This is a genomic window from Mucilaginibacter sp., assembly GCF_035492695.1.
Lineage (GTDB): Bacteria > Bacteroidota > Bacteroidia > Sphingobacteriales > Sphingobacteriaceae > Mucilaginibacter.
Window position 1 is genome coordinate 1 of the sequence record NZ_DATJJC010000020.1, and the last position, 22,123, is coordinate 22,123.

General features: G+C 47.1%; 20 protein-coding genes. 5 read left to right on the top strand and 15 right to left on the bottom strand.

From position 1 onward, the window contains the following. The 8 genes from VL525_RS12915 to VL525_RS12950 form a co-directional block, all read right to left on the bottom strand. The coding region (locus VL525_RS12915; RefSeq protein ID WP_414684762.1) for a zinc ribbon domain-containing protein at positions 1 to 363 on the bottom strand (363 nt) is incomplete at its 3' end. Beyond that, positions 363 to 1,460 carry a Nif3-like dinuclear metal center hexameric protein gene (locus VL525_RS12920; RefSeq protein WP_325387191.1) on the bottom strand — a complete coding sequence of 366 codons (1,098 nt, stop codon included), beginning with the start codon at positions 1,458 to 1,460 and terminating at the stop codon, positions 363 to 365. The genes VL525_RS12915 and VL525_RS12920, both read right to left, overlap by 1 nt. 32 nt (positions 1,461 to 1,492) lie before the next feature. Further along, positions 1,493 to 2,920 (bottom strand): alpha-L-fucosidase, encoded by a 1,428-nt coding sequence (locus VL525_RS12925; protein WP_325387193.1) that lies wholly within the window; start codon positions 2,918 to 2,920, stop codon positions 1,493 to 1,495. Between the two features lie 32 nt (positions 2,921 to 2,952). Further along, the gene (locus VL525_RS12930) at positions 2,953 to 3,906 is read right to left on the bottom strand and encodes a nitrilase family protein (protein ID WP_325387195.1); all 954 of its coding nucleotides are present in this window, start codon (positions 3,904 to 3,906) and stop codon (positions 2,953 to 2,955) included. Between the two features lie 86 nt (positions 3,907 to 3,992). Further along, positions 3,993 to 4,796: a helix-turn-helix domain-containing protein gene (locus VL525_RS12935; protein WP_325387197.1), complete on the bottom strand. Its 804-nt coding sequence runs from the start codon at positions 4,794 to 4,796 to the stop codon at positions 3,993 to 3,995. Positions 4,797 to 4,951: 155 nt separating this feature from the next. Further along, complete coding sequence (locus VL525_RS12940) at positions 4,952 to 5,317, bottom strand: TM2 domain-containing protein (RefSeq protein WP_325387199.1); 366 nt, start codon at positions 5,315 to 5,317, stop codon at positions 4,952 to 4,954. Between the two features lie 115 nt (positions 5,318 to 5,432). After that, positions 5,433 to 5,738: a DUF2752 domain-containing protein gene (locus tag VL525_RS12945; protein WP_325387201.1), complete on the bottom strand. Its 306-nt coding sequence runs from the start codon at positions 5,736 to 5,738 to the stop codon at positions 5,433 to 5,435. Next, positions 5,731 to 6,141, bottom strand: a complete 411-nt coding sequence (locus VL525_RS12950) for a DUF4199 domain-containing protein (protein WP_325387203.1) — start codon at positions 6,139 to 6,141, stop codon at positions 5,731 to 5,733. The genes VL525_RS12945 and VL525_RS12950 overlap by 8 nt, the downstream gene beginning before the upstream one ends. Before the next feature lie 217 nt (positions 6,142 to 6,358). Between VL525_RS12950 and mfd the strand changes: the two genes are divergently transcribed. Continuing rightward, a complete protein-coding gene (mfd, locus tag VL525_RS12955) occupies positions 6,359 to 9,712 on the top strand; it encodes a transcription-repair coupling factor (RefSeq protein WP_325387205.1) in 3,354 nt (1,117 codons plus the stop codon). 99 nt (positions 9,713 to 9,811) lie between these two features. Here the strand turns inward: mfd and VL525_RS12960 are convergent, their stop codons facing one another. The 3 genes from VL525_RS12960 to VL525_RS12970 all read right to left on the bottom strand — a co-directional run bounded on the left by VL525_RS12960 (position 9,812) and on the right by VL525_RS12970 (position 14,952). Then, positions 9,812 to 12,058 carry a hypothetical protein gene (locus tag VL525_RS12960; protein WP_325387207.1) on the bottom strand — a complete coding sequence of 749 codons (2,247 nt, stop codon included), beginning with the start codon at positions 12,056 to 12,058 and terminating at the stop codon, positions 9,812 to 9,814. Between the two features lie 394 nt (positions 12,059 to 12,452). Then, a complete protein-coding gene (locus tag VL525_RS12965) occupies positions 12,453 to 13,589 on the bottom strand; it encodes a glycerate kinase (RefSeq protein ID WP_325387209.1) in 1,137 nt (378 codons plus the stop codon). Between the two features lies 1 nt (position 13,590). Beyond that, entirely contained in the window at positions 13,591 to 14,952 is a 1,362-nt protein-coding gene (locus VL525_RS12970; protein ID WP_325387211.1) for a GntP family permease, read from the bottom strand. Between the two features lie 122 nt (positions 14,953 to 15,074). Between VL525_RS12970 and VL525_RS12975 the strand changes: the two genes are divergently transcribed. Then, entirely contained in the window at positions 15,075 to 16,169 is a 1,095-nt protein-coding gene (locus VL525_RS12975; RefSeq protein ID WP_325387213.1) for a transglutaminase domain-containing protein, read from the top strand. Positions 16,170 to 16,244: 75 nt separating this feature from the next. Here the strand turns inward: VL525_RS12975 and hpt are convergent, their stop codons facing one another. Next, positions 16,245 to 16,784: a hypoxanthine phosphoribosyltransferase gene (gene hpt / locus VL525_RS12980; protein WP_325387215.1), complete on the bottom strand. Its 540-nt coding sequence runs from the start codon at positions 16,782 to 16,784 to the stop codon at positions 16,245 to 16,247. Between the two features lie 161 nt (positions 16,785 to 16,945). Here hpt and VL525_RS12985 point away from each other — a divergent pair, with 161 nt between their 5' ends. From VL525_RS12985 to def, 3 genes are all read left to right on the top strand, one after another. After that, the gene (locus VL525_RS12985) at positions 16,946 to 17,884 is read left to right on the top strand and encodes a sugar phosphate isomerase/epimerase family protein (RefSeq protein WP_325387217.1); all 939 of its coding nucleotides are present in this window, start codon (positions 16,946 to 16,948) and stop codon (positions 17,882 to 17,884) included. Positions 17,885 to 17,958: 74 nt separating this feature from the next. After that, positions 17,959 to 19,185 (top strand): pitrilysin family protein, encoded by a 1,227-nt coding sequence (locus VL525_RS12990; protein ID WP_325387639.1) that lies wholly within the window; start codon positions 17,959 to 17,961, stop codon positions 19,183 to 19,185. A gap of 17 nt (positions 19,186 to 19,202) precedes the next feature. Beyond that, entirely contained in the window at positions 19,203 to 19,775 is a 573-nt protein-coding gene (gene def / locus VL525_RS12995; RefSeq protein WP_325387219.1) for a peptide deformylase, read from the top strand. 51 nt (positions 19,776 to 19,826) lie between these two features. Here def and VL525_RS13000 read toward each other — a convergent pair whose 3' ends face one another. From VL525_RS13000 to VL525_RS13010, 3 genes are all read right to left on the bottom strand, one after another. Further along, on the bottom strand, positions 19,827 to 20,465 hold the full coding sequence (locus VL525_RS13000) for a hypothetical protein (RefSeq protein ID WP_325387221.1): 639 nt from the start codon (positions 20,463 to 20,465) through the stop codon (positions 19,827 to 19,829). Positions 20,466 to 20,578: 113 nt separating this feature from the next. Then, complete coding sequence (locus VL525_RS13005; protein ID WP_325387223.1) at positions 20,579 to 20,857, bottom strand: NifU family protein; 279 nt, start codon at positions 20,855 to 20,857, stop codon at positions 20,579 to 20,581. Between the two features lie 26 nt (positions 20,858 to 20,883). Then, positions 20,884 to 21,969, bottom strand: coding sequence for an Mrp/NBP35 family ATP-binding protein (locus VL525_RS13010; protein ID WP_325387225.1), 1,086 nt, complete (start codon positions 21,967 to 21,969; stop codon positions 20,884 to 20,886). Positions 21,970 to 22,123 lie beyond the last annotated feature (154 nt).

Consider the following 22,123-nt stretch of genomic DNA (forward strand, 5'->3'; position numbering starts at 1 on the left):
CTCGAAACCGAACTCGCGGATTTTCTTTTCGCTTACCTGTATGTCAAGGCCCTGTATTTCAATCTCTTTCGAAATCGCGTCATACTCGCGGTTGTTTTTAACCTCGTTAAGCTGACCTTCGTATTTTTTTATGTTTGCCTGCGCTTCTTTGATGATGTTTTTGCGGGTTACAATATCATCTTCCAAATCATCCAGTTCATTCTTTATTTTCTGGATGCGGGTTTCAAGGCCTTCAACATCGTCCTCCAGGTCGGCAACTTCCATCGGAAGTTCACCTCTTACCTGGCGAATCTTATCAATCTTGGTGTGAATGGTTTGTAGTTCGTATAAAGCCTTCAGCTTCTGTTCTACGGTTTGTTCCATTAAATAAAATATTTGACGGGGTTTGTATTAATCTCTGTTAAACGGACGGCAAAGTTAGCAAATTTTTTCTGAATAATATCATACAATAATTGAACCGTAAATTGCTCACTCTCAAAATGTCCGATATCGGCTATAACCAGCTTTCCCTCGGCGTCAAAAAACTCGTGATACTTATAATCAGCGGTCACAAAAAAGTCGGCCCCTGCCGATATGGCATGCTTTAGCAGGAAGCTTCCGGCGCCACCACACACCGCAACGCGCTTCACAGGTTTGCCGGTTAACGCCGTATGCCTGATGACCTTTGCATCCATACTTTGCTTGATAACGAACAGGAACTCCTCGCCGCTCATTTCTTCCTCCAGCTCGCCTATCATGCCCGAACCGACCTGCTGATGCTGGTTGGTTAAATTATAGAGATCGTAAGCTACCTCTTCGTAAGGGTGCGCCAGGAACAGCGCCATTAGCAGCTTGCTTTCCATAGCAGCGGGATAAACGGTTTCTATTCTTATTTCATTTTCATAGTGCCTTTTACCGGGTTCACCAACATAAGGGTTGGTATCCTCGCCGCCTTTAAACGTTCCCGTACCTTCAGCATTAAAGCTGCATTCGCTGTAATCGCCAATATTACCCGCCCCTGCATGGAAGAGCGCATTCCTAACCTGTTCGGCTTTTGCCTCAGGTACGTAAGTCACCAGCTTTTTCAGCAAACCGCTTTTGGGCGACAGGATGCGGCAGTTTTTAAGCTCCAGCATCTCGCATATCCTGGCATTCACCCCGTCTGTCACATTATCCAGGTTGGTGTGAATAGCGTAAATAGCAATGTTGTTTTTGATCGCCTTTTCAACCACCCGTTCTACATAAGTTTTACCGTTGAACCGCTTCAATCCCCGGAAAACAATAGGATGGTGCGAAATGATAACCTCGCATTGTTTTTCAATAGCTTCGTCAACAACGGCCTCGGTACAATCCAGCGATAACAACGCCTGGTGCACTTCTTTATCCGGGTGACCAACAATGAGGCCCGAGTTATCGTAATCCTCCTGGTAATTCAACGGGGCCAGGCTTTCAAGGTAGGCCGTCAGCAGCGATAGTTTCATAATGCTAAATTACTAATATCAGCATTCGCTTTTCAATAGCTTATTTTAAATGCCGCCGCATATTGCAGCCCGCTGTTGCTTTGAAGCGATTGCGGTATCGTCACCGAAATATCGCCGCCTTCCTGTTTCCACTTCAGCTTATGTTTGACACCAAGCAGGCTCACACTCTTCACTTTTTTATCATTCCCGGTAGCAATTTTAACAACAGGCTCTAACGCTACATCATTATTTTTTGCAAGTAAAAAGGCATATTCGTTACTTCCGCCATTGGTTTGCGTAAAGAATATATCACCTGCGGAATATGGTGCAACGGCCTTAGACGAATAGATTCCTTCGCCGTTGATCTTTATCCATTTGCCAATATCGGCCAGGCGCTTGTATGCCTCGGGGTCCCAATCACCATCCGGGCCGGGACCAATATTCATCAGCAAGTTTCCGCCACGCGATACGATCTTGATGAGCAATTGAACTATCTGCTGCGACGATTTATAATGGTCACCAGGCACATAGCTCCATGAGTTACCCATCGTCATACAAGTTTCCCAGGGATGACTTAGCGGTTCTGCAGGCACCTGCTGCTCAGGTGTTGTATAATTTTCATAAGGACCTGCTACAGTGCGGTCGACAACGATCAGGCCGGGTTGTTTTGCTCTTGCCATAGCCGCTATCTTTGGCATATCAATATCCTGGTCGTATTTAATGCCTTGTTGCCATTCTACACTTTTGTCCACTGTTTTCAGCGGCCTAACCCAACCGCCGTCCAGCCACAGGATGTCCATTTTGCCGTAGCCGGTCATCAATTCCTGTATTTGGTTGTAGGTGTAATCTTTAAACTGCTGCCACCTTGCAGGGTATTTAGCCGGATCATAATTCACGTTCCTGTCCTTCGGCGGAAAATACGGCCACCAGTAGTAAGGGCTATGCCAGTCGGGCTTGGAAAAATAGGCCCCGGTCATAAAATTCTCTTTACGGAAAGCATTAAATATCTCCAGCGCAACGTTGCTTTTCGGGTTGGCCGAGAACGGTGTTTTTGCCGAGGTTACTTTATAATCCGTCTCTTTGGTATCGAACATGCAAAAACCGTCATGATGCTTAGTGGTAAACACAACATATTTCATACCGGCATCCTTAGCCGCCTTTACCCATTTATCAGGGTCGAAATGAGTTGGGTTGAAGGTAGTTTGCAGGTTCTCATATGCCTTTACATAAGTATTGTAATCAGCGCTGTACGGTCCCCGGCGCTGCGTCCATCCTTCGTCTTCAGGGCAAATGCTCCAGCTTTCAACCACACCCCATTCACTATAGGGGCCCCAATGCATAAACAGGCCGAATTTCAGGTCCTGCCATTGCGCCAGCTTGTGCTGAACAGCAGTGTCGGTCGGGGCCACATAGCCATCCTTTTGTGCATCGGCGATATTAAAAAACAGGATGATCAGCAAAAAAGTGAATACGTTTCTCATGAGAACGAATCTATGCAAACATTTACAAAATATTACTTCTTCTCTTTCAGCCACACTACTTTTTGTTCCGACTTATGTGACTTAGCGATAATTTCCCCATATAGTTCCGGCTTTCTCGCTTTAATGTACCGGTAGCCGCCGGCCTGGGTCAGTTTTTCGGGGGTGACTGTAGCGATCACGATCTCATCGTCAAAACTGCGGCATTCGGCTATAATATCGCCAAACGGATCAATGATCATTGAACATCCGGCCTTCAATTGATCGGCATCCATCCCGATAGGGTTCGAGAACACGGCGTATATGGCATTATCATAAGCACGGGCCGGCAGCCATTTCATCAACCAGGCCCGGGCCTTTAATCCGTCAAATTCCTGGCGTAAACTCGTTGGGTCAGCTTCGCGGTTTTCCCACAACTTGGGGTCAACAAATCCGGCTCCCGGCCGTGTCGAGGGTGTACACATGGTTACATGGGGCATGAAAACGATATCGGCTCCAAGCAATTTTACTGCCCTTACATTTTCGATGACGTTATTATCATAGCACGTCAGGATACTGCACTTCCAGCCACGCAGCTCGAAGATGGTATATTCACTACCTGGGTTGATATGATCATTTATAAACGGATGGAGTTTGCGGTGTTTTGCTACCAGGCCATTCTTATCTACGCAAACCTGTGGCTTGTATATCTTTCCGTCCGTATCTATTTCAAATAGTCCGGCTAAGATGATAATATCATACTTCCGCGCAATTTCAATGAGTCTTTGTACGCTCGGTCCGTTTGGTACATACTCCGCCTCATCCAGCATTTGCTGTTCCGAAAGCGGCATCGCATAGGTATAGCCGGTAATGGAACATTCGTGAAAAGCTATTACATCCGCCCCCTGTGCGGCAGCTTTGGATGCCAGTTTTTCAATCACAGAAAGGTTGTAGGCTTTGTCGCCACCTTTATTTTCGAACTGGGCAGTCGCTATTTTTAGATTTTTCATTTTCGTTTTTCTTTCAAAAGTAGCAGCGAGGGAAATGCCCGGATTGTACATTTCCGACAAAACTGTATAAAGATAGGGATCGGAACTTATTTAACGATTACCAGGTTTACCGCCAGGGCATCGGCTGCAGAAAGGTATTGCGTGGGCGTTAAGCCGGTGAACTGCTTAAAATTATGGATGAGGTGGGGCTGATCATAATAGCCTGACTCGAGGCTGGCCATAGTAAGCGATTCTTCTTTATTTGCAGAACGGATAAACGACAGAAAATGATGCAGGCGGACGATTTGCAGGTATTTGAGGGGCGAGGTTCCGATCACCTTATGAAAACTGCGCTCCAGTTGCCGCTCGGATTGGCCCGTCATGCCTTTCAGTTCACTTACGGTCAACTGACCCCTGGCCTGGATAATGGTTTTGATAACCGCTCCAAGCTGATTTGTTGTTTTTTGATTGTTTTTAAGCAAAGCAGAAAAACAGTTTTCGATAGCCGATATTGACCCGGTGTAGGATGTTGCCGATCGCAAAGCGTCTGTTAACGAAGAAATGCGAAGACCGAATATTAACCAGGCATCAATGATCTGAGCCTTGGTTTCGTCGGCAGGTATGCCCGACAGGCTGAAAAACCCGTATGGCTGAAAAACAATGATCAGCATTTCAGTGCCCGCGTCGCAGGTAATATCCTGGTAACGACCTAATTGACCATAAACAAAGGCGTCAGGTAAAATCCCGCCGCTGGTGCTGTCTTTCTTTTGAATTCTAAGCTGTCCGCGAAGCGTAAAGACCATCCCGGTGTTACCGTCAGAAAATATCCGCAGGGCCCGGCTGTAATTACTTTTTAAAAACAGGTAATGTTTGATACAAAAAGACCACGCTTGCGACGGAGGAAGCTGCATTGCTTTACAATTACACAAATATAGCACTAATCGACTTTATAGTGCCGTCCTAACCGACTATCTGATGCTGCCGCCATTAGAAATAATAATACCTGGCACTAACAGGACTTGCCTATTAATACCAGACATTTGATAACCCCGGTTTGGGTTAATCTTTAATTTGTCATTTTGGCCATCTGGAAGCTTTCGTAAACCATTTTCTGGTTGTATTCCAGCGTAAGCGATTTATTATTTACCAGGTCTACTATCGTTCCGATCAGGCAAAAGCCGCCTGTCATTAAATAAAGGATGCCCATTACCACCTGGCCCAGCACAAAACGCTGTACACCCGCAATGGCAAAAAAGCCGATGATAGTGAAGATCAATATATCCTGGGAGTTTTTTCTTTTGCCGGTATAAGACATATAGAAAAACTTTTGCTGGTTTTCGGTCAATTGCGACAAAGCCTGCTGTATATATCCCAATTCCTCGGGTGTAACGCCGGGGAGAGCCATGTAGGGATTATTTTGATACATATCCATGATGATTAGTTTTAAAGTTGATGTAAAACTAAGATAGAATTAAATTCCTGCCAATACAAAACTGGCAAGACCTATTTTAGGTTCGGTGAGCAACGGGAATATGACGGTAAAAATTCTAAAAGGCTGACAATGCGTTCTTATTGAAAACCTTTAACCGGACCAGCTGATAAATGCGATATAGAATTATACCGAGCGCTGGTATCCCAAGCCAGTGCGCGTGCCACGAATTGGCTATGTTACCATGAAACAGCCACGAAATAGAATGTCCTAAACCGCAGCCGGGGCACCAGGTAAAGCCCACCGCTTTAAAGGGGCACAAGCTGAAATGCGCCGGCCCTGCCGGATCAGCAAATGCGAGCGCCGCTATTGCCGCTATCCAGAATATTAATTCAAAATACCTGTGGAAAAGCTTTTTAATCAACTTTTTTGCTTTTGGTCATCACCAGCAACGATACAGCCAGCGACGATAACACCCCAATAAGCAGTGCAGCGAAAATACGACCTGAGAAGTCCTTCCAGTTAACATCTCCGAAATCAATATAATTGATATAGATGATACCGATGAAAACCACAAAAATACCTGACACGATCAATATTTTAAAACTGTGTACCAGCCCCTCAAGGAAGTTCATTTGTCCGCCCAATTCTTTATAGCAATATACTTTTACGCCATAGTATAACCCGATTATAGGTATTAGCACAGAAACAAATTCGATAGGATTTACAGTGTCGTTGCTAAAACTCAGGCCCATAGCGCGCATAATAAAAAGCCAGACACCACTCAATAGTCCAATAATTACTCCGGGTACGATCGCATTTTTCATAATTAATTGCTTTAGATATCTGCCGCAGCTGGTAAAACAAACGGCGATGATTTTAGGTGACTAAACGGTTGTATAAATATACGTGATTATTTAAAGTAAATTACAATACACATAAAAGTGAATTTCGGGGCGCTTTGTTTTTAACAACTACCTGTCTTTGTCGCTAAAGGTTGCCGGATAACTGGCAAAGAACCTTTTTTGTTATATTTGCCGCGGTTTGAATATCCGTGATATCTTAGAGCGTTATAAGGCTGATGAACGGGTAACCGCTTTAGCGCAGGCGCTGAATGCCGGTAAAGATCCCAGGGTTCAGTTACGTGGTTTGGTCGGGTCGGGCGATGCCGCGGTGGCGGTAGCTTTGTATTTTTTGCAGCACCAGCACATGATATTCGTTCTTCCCGACAGGGAAGAAGCCTCTTATTTCCAGGCCGATCTGGAAAACCTGACAGGCAAAGAAGTGCTGATATTCCCTTCATCCTACCGTAAAGCTTTTGAATTTACCCAGCCCGACAGCAGCAATGTATTGGCCCGCGCCGAGGTTTTGAACGAGCTGAACCACTCTTCCGAATTTGGTAAACTGATCGTTACTTATCCGGAGGCTTTGGCCGAAAAGGTGATCGATCGCGCTTCGCTTGAAAAAAATACGCTTGAAATTTCCGTCAATAATAAGCTGAGTATCGACTTTATCAACGAGTTCCTGGTTGATTATGACTTTGAACGTGTTGAATTTGTGTACGAACCCGGGCAGTTTTCTATCCGGGGCGGCATAGTCGATATTTTCTCTTTTTCCCATGATCTGCCCTACCGTGTAGAGTTTTTTGGCGATCTGATTGAATCCATCCGGACATTCGAGATAGAAAGCCAGCTTTCGGTAGAACAGGTAAAAAGCATTACGATAGTCCCTAACGTCCAATCGAAATTCCTGACGGAGAATAATATCTCTTTATTGGAATATGTCGAACCCGGTACCCAGCTTTGGATTAAGGATGTCCAGTTTACGCTGGATATCATCAAAAGCGGTTACAAAAAGGCTGTTGAGTTATGGAAAGCCTTATCGGCCGATGAAAAGCAAAAAAACCCCGATTGGATAGACCCTAAATTCGGCTTTACCGAGGAGAAGCTGATCGCCGACCAGCTGCACGATTTCCCGGTGGTCGAATTCGGTAAGCAGTTTTTTTACCAGAACAGCAAAAGCGTCGATTTTGATATGCGGCCGCAGCCATCGTTCAATAAGGACTTTACGCTGCTGATCCATAATTTCAAAAACAACGAAGCCGATAAGATCGAAAACTTTATTGTTACCGATTCTGCACGCCAGGTGGAACGCCTTTACGCTATACTGGACGACCTGGACAAAACCGTAAAGTTTACGCCGATCAGCATAGCGCTGCGCGAAGGCTTTGTCGACCGTGAGCAAAAGATCGCCTGCTACACAGATCACCAGATATTTGATCGCTACTACAAATACAAACTTCGCAAAGGCTACCAGCGTTCGCAGGCTATTACCCTGAAAGAGCTACGGGAACTTAAACCCGGCGATTATGTCACTCACATAGACCATGGCATTGGCAAATATGCCGGGCTGGAAAAAGTGGAAGTGAACGGCAAAATGCAGGAGATGATTCGCCTGATCTATGCGGACAACGACCTGCTGTATGTGAACATTAACTCGCTTAACCGCATATCCAAGTACAGCGGTAAAGAGGGCACTGTTCCCAGAATGAACAAACTCGGAACTGATACCTGGGAACGCCTCAAGAAAACCACAAAAAAAAAAGTTAAGGACATAGCCCGCGACCTGATCAAGCTTTACGCGCTGCGAAAGGCTAAGGAGGGTAATGCTTTCAGTCCGGATAGTTATTTACAAACCGAACTGGAAGCTTCCTTTATTTACGAGGACACCCCCGACCAGGAAAAAGCTACTGCTGACTTTAAACGTGATATGGAATCGCCGCACCCAATGGACCGCCTCATTTGCGGTGACGTGGGCTTTGGTAAAACCGAAGTTGCTGTACGGGCTGCCTTTAAAGCGGTAGCCGATAGCAAGCAGGTAGCTATTTTAGTGCCGACAACCATTTTGGCGGCGCAGCATTATAAAACATTTTCTGATCGCCTCAAAGGATTCCCCTGCAATATTGATTATGTGAACCGGTTTAAATCGAGCAAGCAGATCAAGGATACGCTGGAAAAATTGAAGGACGGCAAAGTTGATATCATCATCGGCACACACCGCCTGGTAAGCAAAGATGTCAAGTTTAAAGATCTCGGCCTGATGATCATTGACGAGGAGCAGAAATTTGGTGTAACTACCAAGGAGAAGCTCAAAGCCATGCGCGCCAATGTGGATACACTGACGCTCACAGCTACGCCTATCCCGCGTACATTGCACTTTTCGCTGATGGGCGCCCGCGACCTTTCCATCATATCAACCCCGCCGCCTAACCGCCAGCCGGTAGTTACAGAGTTGCATGTGTTTAACGACACGCTGATCAAAGAGTCCATCGAGCACGAGATCGACCGCAATGGCCAGGTGTTCTTTATCCATAACCGCGTTGCCGACCTGATGCAGCTTGGTGCGCTTATTCATAAACTGGTACCGAAAGCGCGTGTCGGTATTGCCCACGGGCAACTGGAGGGTGACGATTTGGAGGATGTGATGCTCAAATTCGTGAATAACGAATACGACGTGCTGGTAGCCACTACCATTATCGAAGCCGGTTTGGATATACCCAACGCCAATACCATCATTATCAATCATGCCCACATGTTCGGCCTTAGCGACCTGCACCAGATGCGCGGCCGCGTGGGACGCAGCAATAAAAAGGCTTACTGTTACCTGCTTAGTCCGCCATTATCAACCCTCACTTCAGAGGCCCGCAAGCGCCTGAGTGCCATCGAGGAATTCTCCGACCTGGGTAGCGGTTTCAACGTTGCCATGCGCGATTTGGATATTCGCGGCAGCGGTAATTTGCTGGGCGCCGAACAAAGCGGCTTTATAGCCGAGATCGGTTTTGAAATGTACCACAAGATACTGGACGAAGCCATACAGGAGCTGAAGGACGATGAATTCAAAGGCTTGTTCAAGGACGACAAACCACGCCCTTATATTTCCTTCACCCAGATAGATACCGATATGGAACTGCTTATCCCTGATGAGTATGTAACCAATATCGGCGAACGCTATAATTTGTATACCGAGCTCTCCAAACTGGAGAACGAAACCGAGCTGCAAGCTTTCGAGCAGCAGCTTCACGACCGCTTCGGGCCGATACCTCCACAAGTACGGGACATGCTGAACACCATGCGCCTGCAATGGCTGGGCAGGGCTATCGGGTTTGAAAAGATATCCCTGAAAAAGAACGTACTGCGTGGATATTTTATCGCCAGCCAGCAGTCGCCTTATTTCGAAACAGCCATGTTCAGGCAGGTGCTGTCATTTGTTCAATCTAACCCACGCCGAACCAATTTGAAAGAGGTTAAAAGCACCTTGCGCATCAGTATCGAAAATGTTAACTCCATTGATGATGCAGTGGAGCTTTTAAGCGACATTGCCGAACCGGTTGGGGTATAAATTATCACGGGGTTATTAATATCAGCCGGTTAAAAAATTCCGCATATAAAAAATCTCCGCCCCTATGGTCACACAGGAACGGAGGTTGAAATTTAAATTTCAAGAATTAGGAGCAATAGCTATTGCCGCTACATAATTGGCATCAAAGCCAAGCAGGGTGGTATTGCCATTGGTTTGCGTGCCTGTAACATATAAGTTTTCCGAGAACGCGGCCATAGTACAGGTGCCCAGCATATCCCTCACCGGGATGGATTTATGATACTGGTCCATGTGCGACACCGGATGCACCGGGTTAGGTGGAAGCGGTGGTGCCGGCACGGGTATATCCACCAGGCTGATATCGTAGACATTATCACCTGTTGTCACCATCGCAGGCGGTATAACATTATTCGCGTTTGCCGATGCACCGGATGAGCCTGCAAACGCAAGCGCACCACTGTTGCCCTTGTAAACGCTGAAGCTGTAAACGGCGAAATTATGCGGGTGCCCTGCCTCGAAGAACAGGTCGACGTTATCGTTGTTCTTATCATCATAATAACCTGTACCGCATTCCGTATCTGTGCTATTCCCGTCAACCAGGGCGTCAGCAATTCCACCGTAGCAATAGTCATTGTCAACCCGCATCAGGAACTTGAACCCAATAGTTTTGCCGGCGATATTTTTGATCACGTAATTTTCGGCAAGGCCATCCGCATCTATCGTAGTCAGGCCCGGCGGAACCGGGGCTGGGTCGGTTCCCAAGCGGTCAACTTTAAATGGATTGGCATTAAGCGGCACCACGTTGCCGTTGTTATCCAGTAGCTCCAGGGTAAATTCATACAGGCCGGGGTTCCAGGCGTTCGTATTAATATTCACTGATGCTGTGTCTGCATTCCAGAACGCGCCAGCCACGCCCGAATCTACGGCCGCATCCAGGTGTGGCACCTTGTACATTACCCTATTGGATGAATCAAGGAATGGCCCCAGCGTAACACTGCCCGGCAGGTTTTCCCAGTCGGTAGGCGTTACCTGTATCCAGTGATTGTAGCTTTTGGCCAGATCGCCGCCTATAATGTGCCTCGTATCCGGTACATTAGTAAGGTAGGCATCCTTACGCTGCTGGTAACTCCACCGGTAGTAGGTAACCCCCATAGCATTCAGGCCATCGCCAAACTGCACGACAAATGGGAAGCTTTTTGCAAACGGGCTGATATTGCCATACCCGCCATAAGCGGTTAACCCAACGGCGTTGGCCAGGTGGCCACTTGGCGTTGCGGATTGCTGAATATGCCTGATACTTGTTCCGTAGTTTACATTTTCTATCCATACGTGATCGTCATCAATGCTGTCGCCGTGGCAGGTACAAGGCAAAATATCCGGGTTGGTTACCGAAATATTGATATCTGTTCCGCAGGCATAGTTCCAGTAAGTATTGCACGATATCCAAGGCCGGTAAACCGTTACCCAACAGCCGTTGATCAAAACTTCAACCCATACATATACATTGGGGTGGTTGTTGAGGAAATAGAGCATGTTGTAGTCAAAGCGGCCATTGCAGTCGGTAGTAACCGTTGCAATTTCTTCGCATTCGTAAAACCATGGCCAAAACCACGGCCACCAGCACAGATAAGGGTGATAGAGGCCGAAATTATTTACGATAGAAGCGCGGAACGACTCAAGGGAACCTGTCAGCACCGAATTCTGTACATGAGACGGGAGCTCCGGCCGGGTCGGCAGTTCAGCTGCCAGTGCCCGCGCCTGTGCCAGGGGTGCAGCAGCAGTTGCAAGCCTGCCCAGGTTAATGGTGCGTTCGGGGCCCGGGTCGGGAATAGGGATTGGCAGTTTGATGACCGCTTGCAGCCTGTGCCGCAAATCGTTCAAAACGGCATCCGGTATGCGGTTAATAATAAACCAGATACGTTCCACATCGCAAATGTGGACCTTGGCGTCGCAGATCGGCAATACCTCGGGTACTCCGTTCACATTGAACGTTTTGGTAACGATGCCCGTAATGTTGCACCAGCCAAACGGCAGTGGGAACGGAAAAGGGGGGAAGAAGGGTATCTGGGAAATATTATTGGGCGGCAGCCTGAACGATGGTTGCCAGGCGCCCATATTGATCAGCTTCTTTTCGGTGATCGTTATATCTTTCACGTCCGCCGGCAGTTCGGGCGCTATGTACACTTTGGCGTTTGCCTTAATATTCTGCGAACTTGTTTTCAGCTTAACCTCGCCGCCTTTCAGCGATACGGATTCAATCACTGCTCCCTCGGTGTCAACAAGGTAAAGTCTTAAATTTTCAGCTGTTTTTTCCGAACCCCTGGGTACTCTGATAATTACGGGGCTCTTGTCTTCTCTCTTGGCCATAACAAATTGATTTAATTTTTCGCCTACTCTGTTAACCCTTTTCGGCAACCTGGTCGCTTACTCTTTTTAAAGGATTTTCTGCTTTTTCCTTTAGTACTAAAAGTGACAGGTTTATCATGATGTAAAATTTCGGATATAAATCAGCTTTATGGGAGTGGCTTTTACGCGTATTGCTGCGTAATATTACGGGACAGTATTGGGTGTATTAACGTGCTCAATTTCAGTAGATTGATAGATGTTTAGCCATCTAATTGCTGCAATTTAAATCCACTATAGGAGCAGAAAAAAGAGCACCGACCCGGCCGGCTTCCGGCAATAAGAATTGTTCAGGCGGCTTTCCATGGAATAGGAAAAACTGATCAAGATTAGATGATTTGAAGCATGGACTTAAGATTTATTTGACTTTTGCAGCAATCGAGACTCCGACCGATCTTGCAGTCTTTATAAGGTTTGCCTGCGTATTTTTCATTGCTGCCGCGATGTCGGCGCCATCTTCATTGATGCATATCAACTCGTCAAAATATCTCCTCAATTCAGCATCCTCTGCATCTGGTATTTTACCAGCCAGCCCTATCACGGGTATATTTATGGCTTTCGCCTTTACCGCCACACCATAAGGCCCTTTGCCCTGCAGCGTCTGCCGGTCGATACTACCTTCACCGGTAATTAACAGGTCGCTATGCTTTAAAGCTTCATCAAATCCTGTCAGCTCTAAAAAATACTCAATGCCGTTCACCAGCTTTGCGTTGAGCCAGGTATGCAAGCCGGCTGTTGCACCGCCCGCCGCGCCGCCATGTTTTATAGCAGTCATGTCGATCCCGGTTTGTGTTTTCGAAATTGCGGCAAAATTCGCCAGGAAGGTATCCAGTAATTTTACGTCCCTTGCCGATGCCCCTTTCTGTGGACCAAATACCGCAGCCGCTCCCTGTGGCCCCAACAGTTTATTATCCACGTCGCATAAAATCACTACCTCGCAATTAAACACCCGTTTATCAAGATTTGAAACATCGATTTGAGCCATCTTCGACAACTCCTTTGGAATAGCTTTTAATTCATTTCCTACTGCATCCAAAAACCGGATGCCCAGCGCACCCAATATTCCGCAGCCGCCATCCACGGTAGCCGAGCCGCCCATAGCGATAATTATTCTTTTCACACCTTTATCCATGGCCGCCTTGATCAGCTTTCCGGTACCGTATGATGATGCCACCATCGGGTTAAGTTCTTCCTTCTTCAATAACCTTAACCCCGAAGCGTCGGCCATCTCTATCACCGCGGTCTTTCCGTTATCAATCAGTCCAAAACCGGAATCTACTTTCCGGCCAAGCGGGTCGTTTACAACTTGTTTTATCGTTTCGCCCTTGCACCTTTCAGTGATAAGGCTACCCGTCCCGTCGCCGCCATCCGCTATCGGGAAGCATTCGGTGGTGCAATTCAGCCGGCTTTGATTTAATCCTTCCTTAATGGCCAAAGCCACCTGAAAGGCATCAAGGCTATTCTTGAAAGCGTTCGGTGCTATAAGGATATGCATTTTACAATATCTTGGACAACAAATAAACCACCGCCAGGGTAGTCAGTCCCATCAACAAGCTCGCAACGGAATATACCCGCAACATGGTTTTCATTCCTAAACCCGAAAATCTGGCGATCACCCAAAAGTAGGCGTCATTAGCATGCGATATCATCATCGAACCTGCACCCATAGCCAATACACAAAGCAGTCGCCCGGTTTCCGTGTCCAAACCCAAAGCGGGTAATAGCGGCAGCACCAGCGATGATGCCGTGATAATAGCGACAGTAGATGAGCCTTGTGCCGTTTTCAAAACCGAGGTAAGCAGGAACGGGAAGAAGATGCCCATACTGCCCAGCGCCACCGACTGCCCAAAATGTTCGCCTATCTTCGTCGCAGCCAGTATAGCGCCAAACGCTCCGCCCATGCCAATGATCATCAATATACCTCCCGCTTTTTCGACTGAATTATGCAGTAAGGTGTTAAGTTCAGCCTTTGTCCATCGTCGTTTGCAATTAAACGCCAGCAGCACGCCCACCAGCAGGGCTATCGACGGATCGCCCAAAGCATTCACCACACTTAACCATCCGCTTGTTTTATCGCCCGTTGTCAAAAACGACTTCAGGGCTATGAGTATGATCGGCACAAAAACCGGCAGGCACGCTTTCATCAAGGACGGCGATATACCCGCGCCGGCTGTATCATCCATTTCATCATCTGAAACCTCAACTGATCCTTTTCCGGCGTATCCGGCCCACAAATTACCGACCACCATAGCAGGCAAGGCCACTAAAGCTCCAACCAATATGAGCCGCCCGAAATCAATCCCGATCGCAGTCGCCGCAGCCGAAGCTCCCGGGTGAGGCGGCACCAGGCAGTGGATGGCATACAGCCCCGTAGCCAACGAAACCGACATGGTGGCCACCGAAATGCCGGTCCGTTTAGCCATCGATTTGTTCAGCCCGCTCAATACAATATAACCCGAATCACAAAATATAGGCAGCCCGACTACAAAGCCGGTAATGCTCATGGCCAACGGCGCCAGGCGGTTACCGAGCAACTTTAACAGCGCCGATGCCATTACCGTAGTGCTTCCGGTATATTCCAGCAATACACCAAGTGTCGTACCCAGTGCTATAATTAATCCCAGTGACTTCATGACGTTGCCAAAGCCGGTCTTCATAACATCCACCGTCTGCGTAAGCGGGAATTCAATACCAGTACCTACCAGCAGGCAGGCCGCAAGCAAAGCAAAAAATGCCGGAACCCTGAATCTGGTCGTTAGCAAGACAATAACTGCTACACCGGCAGCCAGCAGGAAAAGCAAATAGGGCAACGAATGGGTCATCAGGTTGGCGGCGCAAGCCGTTTTGGTCAGATGCAAAATACGAAACGCTAATTAAAATTTCCGGCTTCGACCTAAAATGATGCAAACATCCTGATTGCATTACGCTTAACTTTTTTATATATTTATATAACCAATGTACCCCCCTAACCCTGGTTACGATGAGAAGCAAGGCACTCATACTGATCCTTTTCGCTGTTATTCAAACCTCTTTTGTATACGCATACCCTATCACGGATACGACCGATAAAAAACTGTATGACCGCGCCCGTAAAACCCCGGCTGACATCTCTGTCGATCTTGAAAAACTGGTAGATTACCTTAAACAGCCTGCTTCCAGTCAGCGCGAAATCGTGAAGGCTTTTTCTTACTGGATCATGCTGAATATCAGTTACGATATTTCCGGGTTTTTGCAGGACGTTTACAACACCGATGGCATAAATGGTACGCTCCGGACAAAAAAAGGCGTTTGCCAGGATTATTCTGAGCTTTTTAAGGCCATGTGCGATGTGGCTGGTATCAAATGTTATGTTATTAAGGGTTATGCCAAGGCTTTCAATTACCGGCCGGGCGAAGCTTTTAGCAAAGCCAACCATGCCTGGAACATTGTATGGCTCGATAGCCAGTATCATTTGATGGACCTTACCTGGAGCAGCGGCTACATACGCTACGAGACTGACGGCTGGCACTACTATATGCAGCCCGATACTTCACAGGTATTCGTTTCGCCTGAGGCTTTTGTCGAAAAACATTTGCCTTCCGATCCGCAATGGCAGTTACTTACGCATCCCATTCCGATGAATGCCTTTACACGCACCGACAGCTACAGCGCAATGCTGCACGATACCCTTAAATACTATAATTATGCCGATAGTATCGCCCGGTTTGAAAAACTTGATAAGGATGCGCAGGAACTGAAAGAAGCTGACAACGCCTATAGCTTTTACCCTGCATTAGGCGATTACGCTTACCACTATTACAATCTTGCGGTCACCTGCTCCAATGCCGCCATCGACCAGTACAACGCTGCGGTTACTTCTTACAATAAATCGATAGAAGATTCCGGCGCACCTGTTGCCTCCGGCGATTATAATAAAACCGTCGTATCTACTGCTCTCACTAACTACCAGAAAGCCATTAAGCTATTGAGCCGGATAAGCAGTTATTCCGACAACCAGATAAGCCCATCTGCCCTGCTTGGCAAATGTATGATGGGCCTCGAAGCAACCACCGAGTTAATGAAAACGTTGAGGTGAATCCTGGTTGATCAAGTTGGATCGCGTTAATTGGTTGATTTGGTTAGCGATTGGAGAATAAAAACCCCAGGATACTTAATTAACCTTCCGATAGATCCCCATCAAACCGCGTCCCTGTTCCTTATAATCCAGTCCGTAGCCCACCACAAATTCATTTTTGATCTCGAAACCTACATATTTCAGTTCTTCGATTGATATTTCTATTGCCTCGGGTTTAAGCAGAAGGGTACAGACAGTAATGGAAGCCGGTTCGCGCACTTTTAGTTTGTCGATTAAGTAATTCAGCGTGTTGCCGGTATCAACAATATCCTCCACCAGAATAATATCACGGCCCTTTACATCGATGGTCAGGTCGAAATCATCTCGTATCTGGCGGGTACTTTTTGTGCCCCCAAAATAAGAGGCCAGTTTGGTAAACGTTACCTCAACCGGGATCTCGAGATTCTTCACTATATCCGCCACAAACAAAAAACTGCCGGTCAAAATCCCTGCCACTACCGGGTTCCGCCCCTTAAAGTCTGCGCTGATCTCATGGGCCAGTTCTTTTATGCGGGTTTCCAACTGCCCGTACGGGATCAGCAATTCAAAATTTAGGTCGGCAACTGCGGTTTTCATCCGGTAAATGTATATATTCTGAACAATTAACAATATTAGAACTACATTAAAACGATAAATTTCAGTTGTGGTCGAATACCTCTCACTGCGCCTGGCGAGACGCCTCCGCCGGCAAACAGGCAGAAGTAGTAAAATCGCAGGCTTTTCTTACATTTAACATCATGTCCAAACCTACCATTGATCGCCGCACGGCTTTACAGTTTATTGGTCTGGCAGCAGGGGCCTCCGTTGTGCCTGCCGCCAATGCTTCATCTTTTACAACTAATCCGGCGCCGTTCATCTTTAGTTTAAATATGTCCAGCATCAGGGGGCAACATTTAGGCTTTTTGAAGGAACTGGAAATAGCGTCAAAAGCTGGTTTCCGCCACGTCGAAATATGGATAGACAGCCTACGCGAATATTTGGACCAGGGCGGAAACCTGAAGGAGGCAAAAGATCGTCTCGAAATACTTGGCCTTACGGTTGAAAATTGCATCGCTTTTGCCGAATGGGCGGTGGACGATGATACCAGACGGCAAAAGGGTTTGGAACAGATGAAAAAGGAAATGGACATGGTGGCGCATCTTGGTTGCAAGCGCATGGCAGCCACCGGCAAGGGCTTGCCCCAAAACCCGTCAACCAGCCTGGATGCGATTGCCGAACGTTACCACACAGTTTTGGATCTGGGCGACAAAACAGGCCTGATACCCATACTCGAACTGTGGGGCTTCCAGAAAAAGCTGGACAAGGTGAGCGAGGTAACGTATATCGCGATGGAAAGCGGGCGCAAAAAGGCCAATATATTATTAGATATCTTTCACCTGTACCGCGGGCAAACACCGCTGGATACACTATCACTGCTTAACCCCACGCACGTGGATATTCTGCATATGAACGATTATCCGGCAACCCTCGGCGCTAACGTCATCACTGATGCCGACCGTATCTACCCCGGCGATGGCGTAGCGCCTATCAAACGTATCCTCAAAATTCTGAAACGACACGACCGGCCGTTGATCCTTTCTGCTGAATTGTTTAATGCCACCTATTACAAACAGGATGCTTTGATGGTGGCGAAGACTTGCCTGGAGAAGATGAAGAAGGTGGTGGTAGATGTGTGAACAGCACAACCACACTTCCGGACTTCCCGGCCCCGGACTTTCGGACTTAAAATGTATCTTTGCTCCTCATGATAATTGACTACCAGGTCCATACCTTAGCCAACGGTATCAGGATTTTACATAAACCGTTCCCGTCTGCCATTACCCACTGCTGTTTTGTGGTGAACGCCGGCTCGCGCGATGAGCCGGAAGGCAAAGAGGGCCTGGCGCATTTTATCGAGCATCTTTTATTTAAGGAGACCGGGCGGCGCAGTACTAACCAGATTCTTAACCGGCTGGAACTCGTCGGTGCCGACCTGAATGCTTATACCACAAAGGAGTACACCTGCGTACACGCCTCGCTGTTAAGGCAGCACCTGGAGCGCACGGTCGACCTTTTTGAGGACATCCTGTTCCATTCCACCTTTCCACAAGAGGAACTGGAAAAGGAGCGTGGGGTGATCCTCGACGAGATAGCTTCCTACCTCGACCAGCCGGAAGAGGCCATACAGGATGACTTTGAAGAATTGCTTTTTAAGGATCATTCGCTTGGTAAAAACATATTGGGTACACCCGGATCGGTGAATGCGCTGAACCAGGCTGACATTCGCCGGTTTATGGCAGATAACTACAACACGTCCGAGATGGTTTTCGCTGTCATAGGCGATCACGACTTTAGAAAACTGGTGAAGCTTTGCGAAAAATATTTTGGTGCCATTCCTGCAAACCATAACCAAAAACATCGCGAAAGTCCGCGCGCGCATAAAGGCGAAAAGGTAAATTTTGCACGTCCCATAAGCCAAACCCATTGCATCATCGGCAATCGTGCCTATCCTGCGGCACATCATCATAAAACAGGTTTGCTGTTACTAAATAACCTTCTCGGCGGCATAGGCATGAGCAACCGCCTGAACCTGGAGATCCGTGAAAAATACGGCATTGCTTACACTATTGAATCAAATTATACACCGCTGTCCGACACCGGCATTTTCTCCATCTATTTCGGCACTGATGCCGAAAAGGCGGCAAAAGCGGATAAGCTGGTCCATAAAGAATTAAAAAAGCTGCGCGATCAAAAGCTCGGCACGCTGCAGTTACACCAGGCGAAACAAAAGTTCATCGGACAAATTGCATTGGCCGAAGAGAACCGTATCGGTCTCATTATTTCTATGGCCAAAAGCCTGCTCGACTTTGGTTACGTGGACACGCTCGAGCAAATATTCACCAAAATAGAGGTCGTTACATCGGACCAGGTGCTGGAAATAAGCAACGAAATTTTTGATAATAGGCTGACCACACTGGTCTTTGAGCCTAAGCAATAAAGCTGTATTTTTGCATAATGAAGATGCCCATCATTGCCTATGGCGACCCGGTATTAAGAAAAAAAGCGACTGCCATTGAGCCAGCCGAATATCCGCATATTCAGGGCCTGGTAAATGACATGTTTGAGACCATGTATGGAGCGCGAGGCGTTGGCCTGGCTGCCCCCCAGGTGGGTTTGTCCATGCGTCTTTTTATTGTAGATGCTACACCATTTGGCGACGATGAGCCGGAACTGAATGATTTCAAAAAGGCTTTCATTAATGCCCAAATATTGGAAGAAACCGGCGAGGAATGGGGTTTCAATGAGGGCTGTCTTAGTATTCCGGATATCCGCGAGGACGTATACCGTAAACCTGTTATCCGTATATCCTATTACGACGAAAACTGGAAGCACCACGAAGAAACCTTTAAAGGTATGGCTGCCCGTATCATCCAGCATGAATACGATCATATCGAAGGCAAGCTTTTTACCGACAAATTAAGCCCTTTGCGCAAACGCCTCATCGAGAAGAAGCTCAACGATATTTCGAGAGGTATGGTTGATGTGGATTACAAAATGAAATTCCCTGCCGCTAAAAAAGGACGTTGATTTGAGTATGAAGTTTTAAGTCCAGAGTTTAGACTTCCGACTCAAGGCTACTTAATTGCCGCTGTTCTGCCGGCTCTTATCGCCGGCTGCTATCTGGTTGATAAGCGTACCCCAGGCTATCGGGCTCAACAGCGGGTTCACGGTCGAATGCGAATTCACGATATTATTATGTTCCTGCTGGGCATAACCGGCCTGCATTTCGCCACCATCACGTGGAAGCGTATTTCCTGAGGCTGCTATGGTAATATGTGATATGTTCTTGCGCGCTATTTCAAGGTCGTCATCGGCCAGCTTCATATTCAGGAAATCCTTCTTAAACTCATCGGTAGTTGCCCAGGGGAATACCCTAAATGTAGGCAAATTCACTATTTGAGGCTTGATATTTACCTGCGTGGTATAACTTTTAGCAGGTAAATTGGCAGGGATGACCACTGTGGTAGCTGCAAAGCCTATACTGGTAAAAACAAGGGTATCCTGCTCATGAGCGACAAACGAAAAATAGCCGTTGTAGCTGGATACGAATGTTTGATTGTTAAAAGATTTATTGGTGATAGTTACGTAAGGCACTATCGACCTGGCACTATCGGCATTATGCACAACACCACTAAACTGCACCAAAGGCTTTTCCTTCTGCTGGGCCACGGCGCCTACAGAAACTAACAGGAACAATATGCCGATAAGGTACTTCATTTACAGTCGATCTTTTTTTTATTTATACCTGTCTGCCTTGAAATGGTTTCAATTTACCTAACAAAAATAATTTATTGCCGCAAATAGCCACGTAATTTAACAATACTTAACAATTATCGCAAATTTGCCGGGAGCACTGCATTTGGGTCGTCGATGTCGGTCAGGTTTATTGCTTCGACGCCTGTTATTTCCGGAACAGCCTTTTTTATGGCTTCTTCAATACCCGCCTTCAGCGTCATGATGCTCATCGGGCAATTACCACAAGCACCCAGATATTTTAATTTCACCACATTTTCGGGGGTTATTTCCTCCACCGAAACATTCCCGCCATCAGTCTCCAAATACGGTCTGATCGTATCCAGGGCTGCCTCTACCTGCTCTATTAAACTCATTTTTACTAATTTATAGAGTAAAATTACTAATTATTCACTAATTTCTTATTATTTGCTTCTGCATTGGCAATAGCCACCTGCTGAGCCACGCGCTTGGCCATATCCAAAAAAGCCTTACTCATCGGGTTGGCTTCATCAAGTATCACCGGCATGCCAGCGTCACCGGATTCGCTGATGCTCTTCACCAGTGGTATCTCACCTAAAAAGGGCACGTCCAATTGCGAAGCGAGCTTTTGCCCACCGCCCTGTCCGAAAATATAATACCGGTTATCTGGCAATTCAGCAGGCGTAAAATAGCTCATATTCTCTACTATACCCAGCAGCGGCACATTAATTGCACTCATCATAAACATACCAATGCCTTTTTTCGCGTCCGCCAAGGCGACATTTTGCGGTGTGGTTACAATAACCGCCCCTGTAACCGGGAAAGTTTGTGACACAGTGATGTGAATATCCCCTGTGCCCGGCGGCAGGTCTACTACCAGGTAATCCAGCTCGCCCCAGTCGGCATCGTTAAATAATTGTTTTACCGCGGTCGAAACCATAGGTCCGCGCCATGGCACAGGCTGGTTGGGGTCGGTAAAAAATCCTATCGACAACAATTTTATGCCATATTTCTCTATTGGCTCAATGCGCGTCTTGCCTTCCAGCTGGCTGGCTTTCGGCCGGGCGCCTTCCAGTCCGAACATGATCGGCAGTGATGGCCCGTAAATATCCGCGTCAATCAGGCCAACTTTAGCACCGGTGTGCGCCAGGCCCAAAGCCAGGTTCACCGCTACTGTGGATTTACCCACACCACCTTTCCCCGATGCCACCGCGATGATATTTTTCACTCCCGGAACACCTGTATTCTTTTGGGTGGTAACACGCGAGGTCATGTTGATGCTTACCTCTACCTCCTTGCTGATAAAATAGCTGATGGCATTGCGGCAGGCATTTTCGATCATCGCTTTCAACGGGCAGGCCGGTGTGGTCAGGATAACGGAAAAGCTTAGTTTATTGCCGTCAATCCTGATGTCCTGGATCATGTTAAGCGTCACCAGGTCCTTCTTCAGGTCTGGCTCTTCCACATTTCCCAGCGCTTGCAATACTTGTTCGGTGGTTATTGTCATGGTAGCTACAAAAGTACTAAATCGATGGGGACTGAAGTGTCAGCGTAATGATAAAATGAATATACCGCCCGATAGTGCTTTTTTGACCATATCTATTTTATATTAGGATTAAGTATTATCTGCCGATAAACATTTTACCCACCCCCGCGTTTGT

Bases quoted from the DNA above. Each gene is read 5' to 3' on its own strand.
- VL525_RS12920 (WP_325387191.1), bottom strand. From the start codon at position 1,460: ATGAAACTATCGCTGCTGACGGCCTACCTTGAAAGCCTGGCCCCGTTG.
- VL525_RS12925 (WP_325387193.1), bottom strand. From the start codon at position 2,920: ATGAGAAACGTATTCACTTTTTTGCTGATCATCCTGTTTTTTAATATC.
- VL525_RS12930 (WP_325387195.1), bottom strand. From the start codon at position 3,906: ATGAAAAATCTAAAAATAGCGACTGCCCAGTTCGAAAATAAAGGTGGC.
- VL525_RS12935 (WP_325387197.1), bottom strand. From the start codon at position 4,796: ATGCAGCTTCCTCCGTCGCAAGCGTGGTCTTTTTGTATCAAACATTAC.
- VL525_RS12940 (WP_325387199.1), bottom strand. From the start codon at position 5,317: ATGGATATGTATCAAAATAATCCCTACATGGCTCTCCCCGGCGTTACA.
- VL525_RS12950 (WP_325387203.1), bottom strand. From the start codon at position 6,141: ATGAAAAATGCGATCGTACCCGGAGTAATTATTGGACTATTGAGTGGT.
- VL525_RS12960 (WP_325387207.1), bottom strand. From the start codon at position 12,058: ATGGCCAAGAGAGAAGACAAGAGCCCCGTAATTATCAGAGTACCCAGG.
- VL525_RS12965 (WP_325387209.1), bottom strand. From the start codon at position 13,589: ATGCATATCCTTATAGCACCGAACGCTTTCAAGAATAGCCTTGATGCC.
- VL525_RS12975 (WP_325387213.1), top strand. From the start codon at position 15,075: ATGAGAAGCAAGGCACTCATACTGATCCTTTTCGCTGTTATTCAAACC.
- hpt (WP_325387215.1), bottom strand. From the start codon at position 16,784: ATGAAAACCGCAGTTGCCGACCTAAATTTTGAATTGCTGATCCCGTAC.
- VL525_RS12985 (WP_325387217.1), top strand. From the start codon at position 16,946: ATGTCCAAACCTACCATTGATCGCCGCACGGCTTTACAGTTTATTGGT.
- def (WP_325387219.1), top strand. From the start codon at position 19,203: ATGAAGATGCCCATCATTGCCTATGGCGACCCGGTATTAAGAAAAAAA.
- VL525_RS13000 (WP_325387221.1), bottom strand. From the start codon at position 20,465: ATGAAGTACCTTATCGGCATATTGTTCCTGTTAGTTTCTGTAGGCGCC.
- VL525_RS13005 (WP_325387223.1), bottom strand. From the start codon at position 20,857: ATGAGTTTAATAGAGCAGGTAGAGGCAGCCCTGGATACGATCAGACCG.
- VL525_RS13010 (WP_325387225.1), bottom strand. From the start codon at position 21,969: ATGACAATAACCACCGAACAAGTATTGCAAGCGCTGGGAAATGTGGAA.